Origin of the sequence: Rubrivivax albus (assembly GCF_004016515.1) — a bacterium.
Taxonomy (GTDB): domain Bacteria; phylum Pseudomonadota; class Gammaproteobacteria; order Burkholderiales; family Burkholderiaceae_C; genus Rubrivivax; species Rubrivivax albus.
Map to the genome: position 1 here is coordinate 258,497 of NZ_SACT01000001.1, position 16,865 is coordinate 275,361.

General features: G+C 72.0%; 14 protein-coding genes and 1 tRNA gene. 4 read left to right on the forward strand and 11 right to left on the reverse strand.

The annotated features are described in order from the left end of the window. Positions 1-57: 57 nt before the first annotated feature. From ENE75_RS01140 to ENE75_RS01170, 7 genes are all read right to left on the reverse strand, one after another. The gene (locus ENE75_RS01140; protein WP_128194788.1) at positions 58-2,469 is read right to left on the reverse strand and encodes an alpha/beta hydrolase fold domain-containing protein; all 2,412 of its coding nucleotides are present in this window, start codon (positions 2,467-2,469) and stop codon (positions 58-60) included. A gap of 94 nt (positions 2,470-2,563) precedes the next feature. Beyond that, a complete protein-coding gene (locus ENE75_RS01145; RefSeq protein WP_128194790.1) occupies positions 2,564-3,214 on the reverse strand; it encodes a 50S ribosomal protein L25/general stress protein Ctc in 651 nt (216 codons plus the stop codon). Between the two features lie 98 nt (positions 3,215-3,312). After that, positions 3,313-4,275 carry a ribose-phosphate pyrophosphokinase gene (locus ENE75_RS01150; RefSeq protein WP_128194792.1) on the reverse strand — a complete coding sequence of 321 codons (963 nt, stop codon included), beginning with the start codon at positions 4,273-4,275 and terminating at the stop codon, positions 3,313-3,315. 50 nt (positions 4,276-4,325) lie between these two features. After that, positions 4,326-4,402 (reverse strand) — tRNA-Gln (locus ENE75_RS01155). A 39-nt stretch (positions 4,403-4,441) separates the two neighbouring features. Further along, entirely contained in the window at positions 4,442-5,317 is an 876-nt protein-coding gene (gene ispE / locus ENE75_RS01160; protein WP_199232223.1) for a 4-(cytidine 5'-diphospho)-2-C-methyl-D-erythritol kinase, read from the reverse strand. Positions 5,318-5,319: 2 nt separating this feature from the next. After that, positions 5,320-5,838 (reverse strand): lipoprotein insertase outer membrane protein LolB, encoded by a 519-nt coding sequence (locus tag ENE75_RS01165; protein WP_128194796.1) that lies wholly within the window; start codon positions 5,836-5,838, stop codon positions 5,320-5,322. Next, positions 5,835-7,610, reverse strand: coding sequence for a tetratricopeptide repeat protein (locus ENE75_RS01170; RefSeq protein ID WP_128194797.1), 1,776 nt, complete (start codon positions 7,608-7,610; stop codon positions 5,835-5,837). The genes ENE75_RS01165 and ENE75_RS01170 overlap by 4 nt, the downstream gene beginning before the upstream one ends. 44 nt (positions 7,611-7,654) lie before the next feature. Between ENE75_RS01170 and mutM the strand changes: the two genes are divergently transcribed. The 3 genes from mutM to mutY all read left to right on the forward strand — a co-directional run bounded on the left by mutM (position 7,655) and on the right by mutY (position 11,646). Next, positions 7,655-8,494 carry a bifunctional DNA-formamidopyrimidine glycosylase/DNA-(apurinic or apyrimidinic site) lyase gene (gene mutM / locus ENE75_RS01175; RefSeq protein WP_128194800.1) on the forward strand — a complete coding sequence of 280 codons (840 nt, stop codon included), beginning with the start codon at positions 7,655-7,657 and terminating at the stop codon, positions 8,492-8,494. A gap of 106 nt (positions 8,495-8,600) precedes the next feature. Beyond that, positions 8,601-10,541: a dynamin family protein gene (locus ENE75_RS01180; RefSeq protein ID WP_128194802.1), complete on the forward strand. Its 1,941-nt coding sequence runs from the start codon at positions 8,601-8,603 to the stop codon at positions 10,539-10,541. Positions 10,542-10,599: 58 nt separating this feature from the next. Then, the gene (gene mutY, locus ENE75_RS01185; protein WP_128194804.1) at positions 10,600-11,646 is read left to right on the forward strand and encodes an A/G-specific adenine glycosylase; all 1,047 of its coding nucleotides are present in this window, start codon (positions 10,600-10,602) and stop codon (positions 11,644-11,646) included. Here the strand turns inward: mutY and ENE75_RS01190 are convergent. The 4 genes from ENE75_RS01190 to ENE75_RS01205 form a co-directional block, all read right to left on the reverse strand. Next, on the reverse strand, positions 11,639-12,253 hold the full coding sequence (locus tag ENE75_RS01190) for an LON peptidase substrate-binding domain-containing protein (protein ID WP_128194806.1): 615 nt from the start codon (positions 12,251-12,253) through the stop codon (positions 11,639-11,641). The two genes, mutY and ENE75_RS01190, sit on opposite strands and share 8 nt — an antisense overlap. Then, complete coding sequence (gene rapZ / locus ENE75_RS01195; protein WP_128194808.1) at positions 12,243-13,139, reverse strand: RNase adapter RapZ; 897 nt, start codon at positions 13,137-13,139, stop codon at positions 12,243-12,245. The genes ENE75_RS01190 and rapZ overlap by 11 nt, the downstream gene beginning before the upstream one ends. Then, on the reverse strand, positions 13,136-14,812 hold the full coding sequence (gene recN, locus ENE75_RS01200) for a DNA repair protein RecN (protein WP_128194810.1): 1,677 nt from the start codon (positions 14,810-14,812) through the stop codon (positions 13,136-13,138). Before recN ends, rapZ begins: the two co-directional genes overlap by 4 nt. Before the next feature lie 76 nt (positions 14,813-14,888). Then, positions 14,889-15,764 carry an NAD kinase gene (locus ENE75_RS01205; RefSeq protein ID WP_128194812.1) on the reverse strand — a complete coding sequence of 292 codons (876 nt, stop codon included), beginning with the start codon at positions 15,762-15,764 and terminating at the stop codon, positions 14,889-14,891. A 70-nt stretch (positions 15,765-15,834) separates the two neighbouring features. On the opposite strand from ENE75_RS01205, the gene hrcA reads away from it, so the two are divergent. Further along, positions 15,835-16,854, forward strand: coding sequence for a heat-inducible transcriptional repressor HrcA (hrcA, locus tag ENE75_RS01210; RefSeq protein WP_128194814.1), 1,020 nt, complete (start codon positions 15,835-15,837; stop codon positions 16,852-16,854). Positions 16,855-16,865 lie beyond the last annotated feature (11 nt).

Genomic DNA, 16,865 nt, shown 5'->3' on the forward strand with positions numbered 1-16,865 from the left:
GGGCGGGGCCCCCCGATGGGCTCCCCCGCGCAGGCGGGCGCGCCGACGTCGCCCGCCTCAGGCGATGTCGTACTCGCGCCAGTCGGGGTGAGTGAGGTCGCGCACGTACTCGGCCGTGAACCCGGGCCACAGCGCCGTGATGCGGCCCGACTCGGTGCGGTACCAGCTGCGGCACTGGCTCCAGACACTGCCTCGCAGTCGCGCCTGCAGGCCGGCGTTGTGAAGGTCGAAGGCGTCGTGCCGTACTTCGAATGTCTTGTGGCCAGCGGCCTCGGTGCGTTGCATGGCGTCGATCACGAAGCGCACCTGCGGCTCCACGAACAGCAGCGTGCTGGTGTGCCCGGTGGCCGTGTTCGGGCCCAACATCAGGAACAGGTTGGGGAAGCCGGGCACGGTGACGCCGCGATGGGCCGCCGGGCCGTCGTGCCAGAGATCGGCCAGGCGCTGCCCGTCGCGGCCGCGCAGGTCGATCGATGCCAGCAGGTGCGTGGTGTCGAACCCGGTGGCGCAGACCAGTGCGTCCAGCGGGTGCTCGCGGCCATCGGTGGTGCGCACGCCCTGCGGCGTGATGTGTTCGATGCCCTCGGTCACCAGGCTCACGTTCGGCTGCGTCAGGGCCGGGTAGAAGTCGTTGCTGTAGATGATGCGCTTGCAGCCCAGCGGGTAGGGTGGCTGCAGCGCCGCGCGCAGCGCCGGATCCTGCACCACGGCCAGCTGCTTCTGTGCCAGCCGCAGCATGCTGGCGCGGGCGGCCGTGCCCTCGTCGAACCCGCGCCGGCCCCATTCCAGCACGGCATACCAGAACCGGTGGACCGCCCTGGCCACGCCCGGCACGCGCATCAGGGTGCGATCGATCACGCCATAGCGGCGGTCCAGCCGCGGCAGCACCCAGTTCGCCGTACGCTGAAACACCGTGAGCTGCGTCGCCTGGGACGCCAGAGGCGGGATGAGCTGGGACGCCGTGGAACCCGTGCCGATCACGCCCACGCGCCGGCCGGCCAGGGGCACCTGGGTGTCCCAGCGTGCCGAATGCAGCCGGGTGCCGGCGAAGTCCGCCAGGCCCGGGATGTCCGGCCAGCGGGCCTGGCTCAGCGGCCCGGTGCTGCAGACGAACCAGGGGGCCTCGTAGGTCCGGCCGTCGGCCGTGCGCAGGCACCACAGCGCCGCCGCCTCGTCCCAATGTGCCGCCGTCACCGTGCTGCCCAACCGCAGGTGCGCCCGCACGCCGTAGCGTGTGGCGCAATGTTCCATGTAGGCCTGGATCTCCGGTGCCGCGGCGAAGCGGCGGCGCCAGTGCGGGTAGGGCGCGAAGGAGAAGCTGTACAGCGGCGCCGGCACGTCCACGCGCGCGCCGGGGTAGCGGTTGTCCCACCAGGTGCCGCCCAGGCCGCTGCTCTGCTCGAGCATCACGAAATCGTGGATGCCGGCGCGCTTGAGCTGGATGGCGGTGCACAGGCCCGACATGCCGGCGCCGAGCACGAGCACGCGGTGGCGGCGCGCCGCGCCGGGCGCGGGCGGGGCCGTCAACGGCTGCTCACCCGCCAGCACCTGGGCGGAGAACGCTGCTGCGCGCCGCACCGCCGCCGTGGCGCCCGGCAGCACACCGGCGTGCAGCTGCCAGACGTGCCAGCGCCGCTGTGCGACCTCCGCGTACACCGGCACCCCGGCGTCCTCCAGCCGGTCGTGCAGGCGCAGGCCCTGGGCGTGCAGCAGTTCATCGGTGCCGACCTGCAGCCAGACCGGCGGCAGGCCCGCGAGCTCCGCCCGCAGCGGCGAGCAGCCGGGATCGGACGCGGGCGTGGGGCCGCGGTAGTGGGCCGCGCAGGCCGACGCCCAGGCCGCCGACAGCATGGCCTCGCCCGGTGGCGCGGGCGCCGTCGAAGCGTCCGCCTGGCCTGCCGGGAGTTCCACCCAGGGTGAGAGCAGCCACAGGCCAGCCGGCATCGGCCCGCCGTGGTCGCGCTGCGCCAGCGCGGTGGCCAGGGCCAGGCCGCCGCCGGCGGAGTCCCCGGCGATCACGACCGGCCCGTGCGCCGCCTGCAGCGCCTGCAGGCAGGCCAGCGCGTCGTCGCGCGCTGCCGGGAACGGATGTTCCGGCGCCAGCCGGTAGTCGGGCACGAAGACCGGCCGCCCGCTGAAGCGGGCCAGGTGGCCGGTGATGGCGCGGTGCGTGCGCGGTGCACCGATGCAGTAGGCGCCGCCATGCAGGTAGAGCAGGGCGCCGACGCCGCTGGCGGCGACCGGCTGCACCCATTCACCCGGCACGCCGGCCAGGGTGCTGCGCTCGAAGCGCACGCCGCGTGGTGCCAGGGTCAGCGCCGCCAGCCCGCGCAGCCAGCTGCGCTGCAGCGCCAGCGGCACGCGGGGCGACAGCACCGGCTTGAGCAGGCCCTGGAGCAGCAGCCGAAGCGCTGCCGCGGCCACGACCTCCCGGAGGCCACCGGGCGGCGCGACGGTGTGGATGGACATCGCGGGCGATTCTGCCCGCCGGAAACAGCAAGGCCGGCGCGGGTGAACCCGGCCGGCCTGTGCGTGACGCGTGCGGGGCGGGGCCCCGCCGCCCTCACTTCTTGTTCTGCTTCTCGTCCTTCTTGCCCTTGCCCTTGCCCTTGCCCTTCTCGGGCGCGGCCACCGGCGTGGCGATGATCTCTTCCTCGGCCTTGGGCTCGACCACGCTGGCGATGGTGATGTCCTTGTTGCCGTGGCGCACGATCTTGATGCCGGCGTCGAGCTTCAGGTCACGGGCGTGGATGCTGTCGCCCTTCTTGAGCTCGCTGAGGTCCACCGTGATGTATTCCGGCAGCTTCTGCGCCAGGCACTCGATCTCGAGTTCGCTCATCACGTGGTTGACGAGGCACTTGTCGGTCTTCACCGCGGGCGAGTTCTCCTCGCCGACGAAGTGCAACGGCACCTTCTTGCGCAGGCGGGTGGTGGCGTCCACGCGCTGGAAGTCCACGTGCAGCACCAGCGGCTTCCAGGCGTGCACCTGGAAGTCGCGCAGCAGCACCTGTTCGGTCTTGCCGGCGAGTTCCATCTCGAGGATGGACGAGTGGAAGGCTTCCTTCTTCAGCGCGAAGAAGAGCGCGTTGTGATCGAGCTCGATCATCGTGGGCGTGCCGGCGCCGTAGACGATGCCCGGCACCTTGTCGGCGCGGCGCAGGCGGCGGCTCGCTCCGGTCCCCTGCAGGCTGCGCTCGTAAGCGGTGAATTTCATGTTCACTCCAGTTCAAAAGGCCCCGCGACCAGGGCCGTACAGAAAGAAAGGGCCGACGGCCCCTCCGCTTCGACGGCCTCGAACAGGCCGTCCTCTCGTCAAAAATTGCTGTTCTGCTCCGCGAACAACGAGGTCACCGATTCCCCGTCGCTGATGCGGCGGATGGTCTCGGCGAACAGGAAGGCCACCGAGAGCTGGCGGATCTTGCCGCAGGCCTTGGCCGGCTCGCTGAGCGGGATGGTGTTGGTGATGCAGACCTCGTCGAGCTGCGACCCGGCGATGCGCTCGATGGCCGGGCCGGAGAACACCGGGTGCGTGCAGTAGGCGAAGACGCTCTTGGCGCCACGGTCCTTCAGCACCTCGGCCGCCTTCACCAGCGTGCCGGCGGTGTCGATCATGTCGTCCATGATCACGCAGTTGCGCCCGTCGATCTCGCCGATCACGTGCATGACCTCGGAAACGTTGGCCGCCGGGCGGCGCTTGTCGATGATGGCCAGGTCGCAGCCCAGCTGCTTGGCCAGCGCACGCGCGCGCACCACGCCGCCGACGTCGGGGCTCACCACCACCAGGTCGCGGTAGTTCTTGCTCTTGAGGTCCGACAGCAGCACCGGGCTGGCGTAGATGTTGTCGACCGGGATGTCGAAGAAGCCCTGGATCTGGTCGGCGTGCAGATCCATCGTCAGCACGCGCTCCACACCCACCGTCTCCAGCAGGTTGGCCACCACCTTGGCGCTGATGGGCACGCGCGTGCTGCGCGGGCGGCGGTCTTGGCGGGCGTAGCCGAAGTACGGGATCACGGCGGTGATGCGGCGGGCACTGGCCCGCTTGAGCGCATCGGCCATGATCAGCAGCTCCATCAGGTTCTCGTTGGTCGGGCTGCAGGTGGGCTGGACGACGAAGACGTCGCGCGCGCGCACGTTCTGGCGGATCTCCACCGTGACCTCGCCGTCGGAGAAGCGGCCGACCGCCGCCTTGCCGAGCTCCACGCCCAGGTGGCCGGCGATCTCCTGGGCCAGCGCCGGGTTGGCGTTGCCGGTGAAGAGCACGGTGTTGAACAGCACGCTGGGACTCCGGGGCGCCGGGCAAGGCCCGGACGGTGGGTCAGAGGATTTGGCAGGGGAGGAAGGACTCGAACCCTCGCATGTCGGAATCAAAATCCGATGCCTTAACCAACTTGGCGACTCCCCTACACAGGACCCCGGCTGACGCCGAGACCCTCGAACCGTTCTAGTCGGCCCAGTCCGCAAGCGGATGCCGGCCCAGACCCCGGCACATCCGACCTTCCCAGCCCGCCGGCAATTCAGCCTGCGGAAACGTCGCCACGGGAACGTCGCCTGTGCCAGCCCTCGCGAACACCGCGCTGCCCGAGCCCGTCATGCGGCTGTTGCCGAATCGGGCCTCGAGCCACCGGGCGGCTTGCGCCACCTCGGGGCAGAGGGATTCGGCCACCGGCTGCAGGTCGTTGCGACCCTGGCCACCGGCCCAATCCATCTGGCGACATGCGTCGTCGAGAGAGCCCTCAACTATAACAGCTTCCGTGTCGCGTGTGAGTGCCGGGTGGGTGAAGATCTGCGCGGTAGGCAGCGGCGTGGGCGGCTTGACCACGGCGTACCACTGGCGCGGCAGCTGCAAGGGGCGCAGCCGTTCGCCGATGCCTTCGACGAAGGCATCCTGCCCGCCGATGAAGAAGGGCACGTCGGCGCCCAGGCTTGCGCCCAGTGTGGCCAACCGCGTGCGCGGCCAGTGCAGACCCCAGAGTTGGTTGAGGCCCAGCAGCACGGTGGCGGCGTCGGAACTTCCGCCACCCAGGCCCGCGCCCCAGGGCAGGCGCTTCTCGATCGTGATGTCCACGCCCAGGGGCTGGGACGCTTCGGCCTGGAGCAGGCGCGCTGCGCGCAGGCAAAGGTCGTCGTCCGGGAGCGTGGCGCCGATGTCGTGGCGCTGCACCCGGCCGTCGACCCGGCGCTCGAGGTGCAGGGTGTCGCACCAGTCGATGAGCACGAAAGGCGACTGCAGCAGGTGGTAGCCGTCGGCCCGCCGGCCGATCACGTGCAGGAACAGGTTCAGCTTGGCGGGTGCGGGCAGGTCGAACAGCGCGCGCAGGGTCACGACGCGCCCCCGGTCAACCGAACGCGCAGCGTCATGGCCGGCGCCGCCGCACGGCTGGCCAGCAGCAGACCGTCGGCCAGCCGCGAGGTGTCCAGCGTCCAGCCCAGCTGATCGAAGCCGTCGGCCGTCACGGTGTGCGCCGCCCCCGGCCAGGGCCGACCGCGCAGCCAGTCCGGCAGCGCCTGCAGCGGCATCCGCTCACCCAGGAGGTCCTGCGCCAGGCTGCCCAGGTCGGGGTAGCGCCGCGTGGTGCGTCCATCGTCCAGCACCGCCTCGCCGGGAGCCCAGCTGGCCGTGCCCAGGCGCGGCCCCAAGGGCGTCGACAGGTCCAGCCGGCCCCGTTGTGCATCGCCCAGCAGGTCGAACGCAGCGTTGAACCCCTTGGCAGGCCCTTCGGCCGAGGCGGCCACCGACACCACCAGCCGGCCGCTCAGCGCGGGCGGGGCCTCGGGCAGGCTGGCGCAGGCCGACAGCAGCGCGGCGAGCCCCGCGCCGGCCAGGGGGAGGAGCCTCACAGCCCGACCTGCAGCCGCGCCAGGGTCTCGCGCAGCACATCGTTGGCATCGTCGCGCGCCTGCGCCTGGCGCCAGATGCGGCGTGCTTCGTCTCGGCGCCCCTGGGCCCAGAGCACCTCGCCCAGGTGGGCGCCGATCTCGGTGTCGGGGCGCGACGCCCAGGCCTGGCGCAGCAGGCGTTCGGCTTCGTCGAGGTTGCCGAGCCGGAACTCCACCCAGCCCAGGCTGTCGGTGATGAAGGGGTCACCGGGCATCAGGTCCAGCGCCTTGCGGATCAGCGTGCGGGCTTCCTCCAGCCGTACGCCACGATCGGCCAGCGAGTAGCCCAGCGCGTTGTGGGCGTGGCCGTGTTCGGGCTGGATCTCGATCACCCGACGCAACAGGCGTTCCATGTCCGGCAGGCGGTCGAGCTTCTCGGCCACCATGGCCTGTTCGTAGAGCAGGTCCACGTCCTCGGGGAAGCGTTCCACGGCGCGGGCGAAGACGTCGTAGGCCGGCTGCCAGCGCTTGACGTCCCGCAGCAGCTGCGCCTCGGCCACGAGCTTGGCCCGCGCGTCTGCCGCCGAGCGTTCCGGCACCTGGCGCAGCGACGCCACGGCCGCGTCGACGTTGCCCTGGCGAGCCATCAGCGTGGCCCGCCGCGCCTGCACCTCTAGGGCGCGCTGGGGATCATCGATGCGGGCCAGCCACGCCTCGGCGGCGGGGAAGTCGCCGCGCTGCTCGGCCGCCTGGGCCAGCATCAGCCAGGCCTGCACGAGGCCCTGGTCGGCGGGCGTGTCGGCCGCTTCATCGGGCCCGGCGTCGGCTGCCGGTGCGCTGGCCGCACCCTGGGCCGGGGCGGCGGGCTGCACCAGGGCCACGTAGCGCTTCAGTGCCGCCTCGGCCTGCTCGGTGTGCCGCAGCTCCAGCTGCAGCGCGCCCAGCATCAGCCAGGGTGGGGCTTGGTCGGGTTGCTGAGTGGTGGCGGTCTCCAGCTGCGCGATGGCCTCCGGATAGCGCTGTGCGGCGGTGAGCACGCGTGCCCAGGCCAGGCGCAGCGCTGGCTCGGCATCGGACCGGGCCAGATGGGCCGTCACCAGCGCTTCGGCCTCGGGGCGCTGCGTGCGCAGTTCCATGGCCAGCAGTGCCGGGCCAGGGGCTGCAGGGTCGTCGGCGGCGCCTTCGCGTGCCAGCGCCAGCGCGCGGTCGGGGTCGTCCGCGGCGAGCCAGGCGCGCCCGCGCGCCACCAGCGCCGGGGAACGTGTGGCCGGGTCGGCGGCATGGGCCGCCAGGGCGGTGTCCAGCAGCTCGGCCGTGCGACGCTTGTCGGTGGCACGCTCGAAGAAGCGTGGCAGTGCAGCGATCATGCCGCCGCGTTCGGCGGCCGGCGTCTTCTGCAGCAGGGCTGCCAGCGGCTCGCCGGCGGCGTCCAGCTGGTTCAGGGCCGTCAGGATCTGCAGTTCCAGGCGCAGCGGCTCGGTCGAGTCGGGCAGCGCCTGGGCCCAGGCGCGCGTGGCCTCCAGGGCCTCGCGACCGGCCCGCGACTGCAGGGCAATGTCCATCGCGCGCCGGAACAGCTGGGCGTCCTGGGTGCGCCGCGCGGCGTCGAGGTACAGCTGATAGGCCTGCCCGGGCTGGCTGTTGCGCAGCTCCATCTCGCCGAGCAGCAGCTGGTAGAACAGCGGGGCATCGAGCGCACTGCGCTGCGCCGGCACGTCGGCCCACGCCGTCCCGCAGGCAAGGCTCAGGGCGACGGCCGCGAGCAGCTTGCGCCCGCGCAATACCTCAGGCATGGCCACTCCACGTCGATTGAAATTCATTCTCACATAATGCCCGCATGCCGGAACTCCCCGAAGTCGAGGTCACGCGTCGCAGCCTCGACGGACCGTTGCAGGGCGCACGGATCCTCGGTGTTCGGCTGGGCAAACCCTTGCGCTGGCCGCTGGGCTGCGACCCGGCGGTACGGCTGATCGGCCGCACCATCGGCCCGATCGCCCGACGCGGCAAGTACCTCTGGATGCCGCTGCACGCGGCCGGTGGTGCACCCGACGGCGGCCTGTTGCTGCACCTGGGCATGTCGGGTTCGCTGGCGCTCCAGCCCGCGGTGCCGGCGCCGGCCGGCCCGCACGACCACTTCGAGCTGGCCACCACGCAGGGCACCCTGCGGCTGACCGATCCACGCCGCTTCGGTGCCGTGGTCTGGTCGGCCGCGCTGGACGCGGATCCGGCGCGCAAGCTGCTGTCGTCGCTGGGGCATGAGCCCTTCGACGAGGCGCTGACGCCGGAGTTCCTGCATGCGGCCCTGAAGCGGCGCCGCGCGCCGATCAAGCCGGTGCTGATGGCGGGCGACATCGTCGTCGGCGCCGGCAACATCTACGCCTGCGAGGCGCTGTTCGAGGCCGGCATCCACCCCGGCCTGCGTGCCGACCGCTTGAGCCGGCCGCGCGCGGCGCGGCTGCTGGCGGCCGTGCGGGCCACGCTGTCGCGCGCATTGGCGCTGGGCGGCAGCACGCTGCGCGACTTCCACGATGCCCATGGGATGGACGGCGCCTACCAGGACCACGCTGCGGTCTATGGCCGTGCCGGCCAGCCCTGCCACCGGTGCGGGCAGACCGTGCGCCGCAGTGTGCAGGCGCAGCGGGCCACCTACTGGTGCCCAGGCTGCCAGAAGCGCTGACGCCCGCCATTCGTGATGCCGTGCGCAGTCGGACCGCCTCCCCTGTCAGCAAGTGTTTCGCCCCTGGGAGCCGGCCGAGGGCTGCGCTAGGATGACCCGGACGCTCATGCACAGCCCGCTCGTCTCCCGCCTGGACACCCAGGCCGCCTGGCGCTCGTCACTCGACCGCCAGGTGGCGGCGTACGCGCGTTTCCTGGCAGACCATGACCTCGGCGCGGCCGGCGACGACGCCCGGCTCGAGGCCCTGCGCCACCGTCTGCTGGCCGACCGGCTGATGCTGGCCTTCGTGGCCGAGTTCTCGCGCGGCAAGTCGGAGCTGATCAACGCCATCTTCTTCGCCGACACCGGCCGCCGCGTGCTGCCGGCCACGCCCGGGCGCACCACGATGTGCCCGGTCGAGCTCTTCCACGACGCGGAGGAGCCGCCCACGCTGTCGCTGCTGCCCATCGAGACACGGCTGGGCGGCCTGTCGCTGGCTGAGCTTCGGGGCCGCACCGAACCCTGGCAGCGCATGCCACTGGACCCCAGCCAGCCCGAGGCACTGGCCCGTGCCTTGTCCGCGGTGACGCTGACGCAGCGGGTGCCGGTGGAGATGGCCCAGCGCCTGGGCTTCTGGCACCCGGAACAAGGGGCCGACAACCCACCGCAGGATGCCGAGGGCCTGGTCGAAGTGCCGGCCTGGCGCCATGCGCTGATCAACTACCCGCACCCGCTGCTGCAGCGCGGCCTGGTCGTCATCGACACGCCCGGCCTGAACGCCATCGGCGCCGAGCCTGAGCTGACGCTGTCGCTGCTGCCGGCGGCGCACGCCACGGTCTTCATCCTGGCGGCCGACGCCGGCGTCACCAAGTCGGACCTGTCGGTGTGGCGCGAGCACCTGGGTGGTTCGGCGGTCGAGCGCTTCGTGGTGCTCAACAAGATCGACGCCTTGGCCGACCCCCTGCTGGCCGCCGAGGACGTGCAGACCCAGATCGACCGCCAGCGCCAGCAGACGGCCGAGACGCTGGGCCTGGAACCGGGGCGTGTGTTCCCGCTGTCGGCGCGCGAGGCGCTGGCGGCGCGTGTGGCCGGGGACGAGGCCGCGTTGCGCCGCAGCCGGCTGCCCGAACTGGAAGCAGCCCTGGCGGGTGAGTTGCTGCCGCGCCAGGCCGAACTGCTGGCGCAGGCCACGGTGGAGACGCTGCGCGAGATGCGCGAGGCCGCGGCGCGCCGGCTCGGTGACCGCCGGCGCCAGAACGCCGAGCAGATGCTCGAACTGCGCGGCCTGCGCGGCAAGAGCGGTGCCAAGGTGCGTCTCATGCTTGAGCGCGTGGAGACCGAGTCCGCCGAGTTCGAGCGCTGCACGGCGCGGCTGCAGGCCATGCGCGTGGTGCAGGCGCGGCTGCAGCGTGAGGCGCTGGCCGGGTTGTCCAGCGAGCAGCTGCGCACCGAGGTTAGCGCCATGCAGTCGGCCGCCGGCGCCTCGGGCTTTGCGATCAGCGCGCGCAAGCCCTTCGAACTGCTGTTCCAGCGCCTGCGTGGCGCCATCGACGCGGCGCAGGCCAAGGCCGGCGAGATGCAGCACATGCTCGACGGCAGCTTCGGGCAGCTCAACAGCGAGTTCGGTTTCGCGTTCACCGTGGGCATGGCCCCGGACCTCGCCCGCTACCGGGCCGAACTGGACCTGATCGCGCAGAACTACGGCCGCTATGTCGGCTTCTCGCAGGCCTGGCGCCTGGCGGTGCCGGGCTTCGTCGAACAGTTCCGCCGCATGCTGCTGTCCAAGCTGCGGGTGGTGTTCGAGAACGCCGCCGGCGACATCGAGATGTGGAGCAAGTCCGCTGGCGTGCAGGTGGAGCAGCAGCTGCGCGAGCGGCGCAAGGCCTTCCAGCGCCGGCGCGAGGCGCTGGAGCGCATCCAGGCCGCCGCCGGCGAGCTGGAGCAGCGCATCGGCGAGGTCGAGGCGCAGGACGTGCACCTGCGCGACCTGCAGCAGCGCCTGGACCGCCTGACCTCGGAGACCGTCTCCATCGCGCTCGGCCTGCTGGCCCCGGCCGACGCGGCGTGAGCGCGCCGGGCCGCCCCAAGCGCTCACACCGTAGCCCTTCAAGGGCGAAGGTCGTCTGATGTCCGGCTCGCCGTCCTCTGCCGGCGCTGAGGGCGCCGGTCTGGCCGAGTGCGTCATCGCCTGGCAGCTGCAACATGGCCGCCACACATTGCCGTGGCAGCAGACCCGCGACCCCTACCGGGTCTGGCTGTCGGAGATCATGCTGCAGCAGACCCAGGTCAGCACGGTGCTGGACTACTACGCGCGATTCCTCGCGCGTTTTCCGGACGTCCTGGCCCTCGCGTCTGCACCGCTGGACGACGTGCTGGCGCAGTGGAGCGGCCTGGGCTACTACAGCCGGGCGCGCAACCTGCACCGCTGCGCGCAGGCGGTGGTGGCGCAGCACGGTGGCCGCTTCCCGGACGGTGCCGCCGGCCTCGCCACGCTGCCGGGTATCGGGCGCAGCACGGCTGCGGCCATCGCCGCCTTCTGCCACGGCGAGCGCGTGGCCATCCTGGACGGCAACGTCAAGCGCGTGCTCACGCGCGTGCTGGGCTTCGACGGTGACCTCGCCGAGACGCGGCACGAGAAGCAGTTGTGGACGCTGGCCGAGTCGCTGCTGCCCCAGACCGGCATCGAGACCTACACGCAGGGCCTGATGGACCTCGGCGCCACGGTCTGCACCACCCGCCAGCCGCGTTGCGATGCCTGCCCGTTGACGGCGCGGTGCGTGGCGAAGACCCAGGGTCGACCACAGGCCTATCCGGTGAAAACACGCAACCTGCGCCGTCGCGCCTGGGCGCACGCGCTGCTGTGGCTGGCGCAAGGGGAGCAGGTCTGGCTGGTGCAGCGCCCGCCGCGCGGCGTGTGGGCAGGGCTGTGGACGCTGCCGCAGGCCGACGACGTGTCGGTCTGGCTGGACTTGGCAGCCGCGGCCGGCGCGGCCGCGCAGGTGGACCCTGCCTTCGTGCACGTGCTGACCCATGCCGACTGGACCCTGACCCCGGTGCGTGTGGTGCTGGCCGCTGACGCGACGGTGCCTGCCGGTCTGGAGGGCCGCTGGTTCGACCGCAACGACGCGCTGGCGCTTGGCCTGCCGGCGCCGATACGAAGGCTGATCAGCTGACGACCTGCTTGCCGCGCAGGTACTCGTCGACGATCTTCAGCCGCAGGCCTGGCGACTCCAGCGCCATCAGCTTCTGCTTGGCCGCCAGGGGTATCGGCAGGATCTCGCACCAGCGGTTGGCCACCCAGCCGGCATCGTCGAGCCGGTAGGGCTCCAGGAAGGGCAGCTGCCCTTGCGTGCGCAGGTTGGCGATGGCCTGGGCCAGCGCCTGCACCGTGCCCAGCATGGCCGGGTCTGGCACCTCGGCCGGGTCGTCCTCGACGGGCTGCACCGGTGCGGTCCACAGGCCGCCGGCCTGCTGCACCGGGTCGCCATCGAGGGCGAACCGGCTGCCCCCATGACAGCGCACCCGCAGGATGCCGGCCTGTTCGCTGTCGACTTCGTCGATGTGGGCCAGCGCGCCCACCGGCTCCAGTGCCACCGGGCCACGGCCGGCCTCGACGCCCTGGCGCAGGCAGATCACGCCGAAGGCCGTACGCTCGCGCAGGCAGCGCGTGACGAGGTCGACATAGCGGGCCTCGAAGACCTTCAGCCCCAGCAGACCGCCGGGAAAGAGCACCGTCTGCAGCGGGAACAGCGGCAGCGGCGTGCCGGTGTCAGTGGCCATCGGCCTTGGCGTCCAGTTCACGGTGACGCACCAGCGTCGTCACCTCGCGGCGGAAGCGTGCCGCCAGCGTCTCGGTGATGAAGACCGACCGGTGCTGGCCGCCGGTGCAGCCCACGCACACCGTCAGGTAGGCGCGCTGGTCGGCACGCAGCGCCGGCAGCCAGTGGCGCACGAAGGCCTCGATCTGGCCGATCATCGTCTCCACCTCGGGCTGCGCACGCAGGTACTGGGCCACGGGTTCGTCGCGGCCGGTGAGCGGCCGCAGCTCGCGGATGTAGAACGGGTTGGGCAGCACGCGCACGTCGAATACCAGGTCGGCATCGAGCGGCACGCCGTGCTTGAAGGCGAAGCTCTCGAAGACCAGGGTCAGGTGCGCCGGCGGCACGCCGACCAGGTCTCGCACCCAGGTGCGCAGTTGCGCCGGGCGCAGCTGGCTGGTGTCGACCACGGTGGCGATGTCGCGCACGCTGGACAGCAGCTGGCGTTCCATCTCCAGCGCTTCCACCAGGGCCCGTGAGAGTTCGCCCTCCACCGCGGTCAGCGGGTGCGGGCGCCGCGTCTCCGAGAAGCGCCGCAGCAGCGTCTCCGGGCTGGCGTCGAGGAAGAGCACGCGCACGTGCTGGCCTTCGTCGCGCAGCTGGCGGACCAAGGGCAGCAATTGCGGCAGCGACCCGGCCGTGCGCACGTCCACTGCCACCGCCACGCGGGACGTGAAGCGCTCCTGCTCCAGGCGGATGAAGTCGCGCAGCAGTTCCGGCGGCAGGTTGTCGCAGCAGAAGTAGCCCGCGTCCTCCAGGGCGTGAAGCGCCACCGACTTGCCGGAGCCGGACATGCCGGTCACCAGCACCACCTCGGCCCCGCCGGGCGTGCCCGCTGGTGCGTTCATCGGCCTCGACCGCCCTGGCCCAGCATGGCCTCGGCGTGCGCCCGGCTGGTGGCCGGCGCCAGCCGTTCGCCGCCGAGCATGCGCGCGATCTCGCTGACGCGGGCCTCGCCGGCCACGGGCTGCACGTCGCTCACGGTGCGCTCGCCTTGCAGCGCCTTGCTGACCACGAAGTGGCCGTCGGCGCAGGCGGCCACCTGCGCCAGGTGGGTGACGGCAAAGACCTGCACGCTGGCGCCGAGCTGCTTCATCAGCCGGCCCACGCTGTCGGCCACGCTCCCGCCGACGCCGGCGTCGATCTCGTCGAAGATCAGCGCCGGGGCCGGCGCCCCCGCCTGCACCTGTTGCGCTGCCGTGGTGACGGCGATGGCCAGGGCCAGGCGCGACAACTCGCCGCCCGAGGCCACCTTGGCCAGGGCCCGCGGCGTGCTGCCGGCGTGGCCGGCCACGCGCAGTTCCACGCCTTCCAAGCCGTGGACCTGCGGGGCGTCCTCGGGCACCAGGGCCACGTCGAAACGGCCACCGTCCATGCCCAGCTGCTGCATCGCCGCCGTCACGGCGCTGGCCAGCTTCGGGGCAGCCTTGCGGCGCAGAGCCGACACCGCCTTGGCTTCGCGTCGCCAGGCCGTCTCGGCCGCCGCGCAGCCGCGCTCCAGCGCATCGAGGTCGCTCGCCGCATCCAGCGCCTGAAGCTCGGCCTGCCAGCTGGCCAGGAGTGCCGGCAACTCGTCGGGCTGGCGCCGGTAGCGCCGAGCCAGCGACAGCCAGGCCGCCAGCCGCGTGTCGAGTTCCGCCAGGCGCTGCGGGTCGGGCTCGGCCCGGCCCAGGTAGGCCGATAGCGTGTGCGCCGCATCGTCCACCTGCGCCTGGGCACTGCGCAGCACGTCCAGCACCGGGGCCAGCTGCGCGTCGTGGCGCACCACCTCGTCCAGGGCGTCGATGGCACGCTGCAGCAGGCCATCGGCCGCAGGCTCGCCTTCGGACAGCGCCTGGATGGCCGACTGCGCGCCGTCGATCAGTGCCTGCCCATGGGCCAGCCGCTCGTGCTCCGCCTCCAGGTCAGCCCATTCGCCTTCGGCTGGCGCCAGCGCTTCGAGCTCGCCGATCTGCCAGGCGAGTCGTTCGCGTTCGCGGTCCAGGCCGTCGCGGCGCGCACGCGCGTCGTCCAGGTTGGCGCGCCGTACGCGCCAGTCGTCCCAGGCCGCGCGCAGCGCCCGGCCATCGACACCGGCCTCGGCATCCAGCAGCGCGCGCACGGCCGCCGGCTTGGTCAGGCTCTGCCAGGCGTGTTGGCCGTGGATTTCCACCAGCGCCTCGGCCGCCTCGCGCAGCTGCGACACGGTGGCCGCGCTGCCGTTGATCCAGGCGCGGCTGCGGCCCTGTGCGTCCACACTGCGGCGCAGCAGCAGGAGACCCTCGTCGGCGGCGAACCCTGCATCGTCCAGCCAGGCGCGCAGGGCGGACGGCAGGTCGAACTCGGCACTGACCTCCGCCCGCGAGGCGCCTTCGCGCACCAGGCCGGCGTCCGCCCGCGCGCCGAGCGCGAACTGCAGCGCGTCGATCAGGATGGACTTGCCCGCGCCGGTCTCGCCGGTGAGCACGGTGAAGCCGGGGCCGAAGTCGAGGTCCAGTTCGGTGACCAGGACCACGTCACGTATCGACAGACGTCTCAGCATGGTCAGGCCCGCCCGGCCGCCCGAAGGGCCTGATGCGCCCCTCGGGGGCCGCGAGCGAAGCGAGCCGGGGGCATCATCAGACCACGCCCTCGTACCAGCGCAGCTTGCGCCGCAGCGTGGCGTAGTAGCTCCAGCCGCGCGGGTGCAGGAAGCGCACCTTGTGCGCCGATCGGCGCACGCGGATCTGGTCGCCGTGCAGCAGGCTGGCCAGGTTGTGCATGTCGAAGTTGGCCGACACGTCCTTGCCCTGCACGATGCCGATGCGCACCTCGCCGGCGTCGGGCAGCACGATGGGCCGGTTGGACAGCGTGTGCGACGCGATCGGCACGACCACCCAGCCGCCGATGGCCGGGTGCAGGATGGGCCCGCCGGCCGACAGCGCATAGGCCGTGGACCCGGTGGGTGTGGCGACGATGACGCCGTCGGCGCGCATGTTGGCCACGAAGTCGTCGCCGACGTCGATGCGCACCTCCACCATGCCGGCGGTGGCGCCACGGCTGACCACCACGTCGTTGAGCGACAGGCCGGAGAAGATGCGCTCGCCGTCGCGCCACACCGAGCCCTCGAGCATGCTGCGGTGCTCCTCCTCGTAGTCGCCGGCGATCATCGGCCCCAGGGCCTCGCGCCAGTGGTTGGCCGGCACGTCGGTGATGAAGCCCAGGCGGCCCTGGTTGATGCCCACCAGCGGCAAGCCGTGACGCGCCACCTCGCGCGCGATGCCGAGCATGGTGCCGTCGCCACCCACGACGACGCCGAGGTCGCAGGCCACACCCAGCGCGCCGGGTGCGACCACGTCGTAGTCGGTGACGCCGGTGGCCTGTGCGGTGTCACGCTCGAAGGACACGTCCAGGCCCTGGGCGACCAGAAACTGGGCGATCTCCTCCAGCAGCGGGCGGATGCCGCGCGCCTGGTACTTGCCGACGATGGCAGCATGTCGAAAGCGGCTCGGCATGCGGCGCATTACACCATAGGGAATCTGCCGGCGAAGGGCGTGGGAGCGCCGCGTCACTACAATGAAAACCATGCTGGACGACCGCGCCAGAACCCTGTTGAAAGCGCTCGTGGAGCGCTACATCGCCGACGGCACGCCGGTGGGGTCGCGCACGCTCTCGCGGGCCTCGGGGCTGGACCTGTCGCCGGCCACCATCCGCAACGTGATGGCCGACCTGGAGGAGGCCGGGCTCATCGCCAGCCCGCACACATCGGCCGGCCGCGTGCCCACCGCGCGCGGCTACCGGCTCTTCGTCGACACCATGCTCACGGTGCGCCCACTGGACGCCGCGCAGCCCGACGCCGAGGTGGCGGCCCTGCTGCAGCCCGACCAGCCGCAGCGCGTGATCACGCAGGCGGCGTCGCTGCTGTCCAACCTGAGCCACTTCGTCGGCGTGGTCAGTGCGCCGCGCAAGGCTGGCGTGTTCCGCCACATCGAGTTCCTGCGCCTGGGCGAGAAGCGCATGCTCGTGATCCTGGTGGCGCCCGACGGCGACGTGCAGAACCGCGTCATCTTCACGGCCCGTGACTACACCGCCAGTGAACTGCAGGAGGCCACCAACTTCCTCAACGCTCACTATGCCGGGCTGACGATCGACGAGGTGCGTGCGCGCCTGAAGTCTGAGATCGACGCGCTGCGCGGCGAGATCGCCACGCTGATGCAGGCGGCCGTGGATGCCGGCAGCGAGGTGATGCAGGAGAGCAGCGACAACGTCGTCGTCTCCGGCGAGCGCAACCTGCTGGGCGTGAGCGACCTGGCCGACGACATGGGCAGCCTGCGCCGCATGTTCGACCTCTTCGAGCAGAAGACGGAGCTGATGCGCCTGCTGGAGGTGTCCAGCCGCGCCGAAGGCGTGCGCATCTTCATCGGTGGCGAGAGCCAGGTGGTGCCCTACGAGTCGCTGTCCGTGGTGACGGCGCCCTACGAGGTCGATGGCCGCGTGGTCGGCACGCTGGGGGTCATCGGCCCCACGCGCATGCCCTATGACCGCATGATCCAGATCGTCGACATCACGGCGCGGCTGGTGGGGCACGCGCTGTCGCAGAAGTAGGTTCGGCGGTC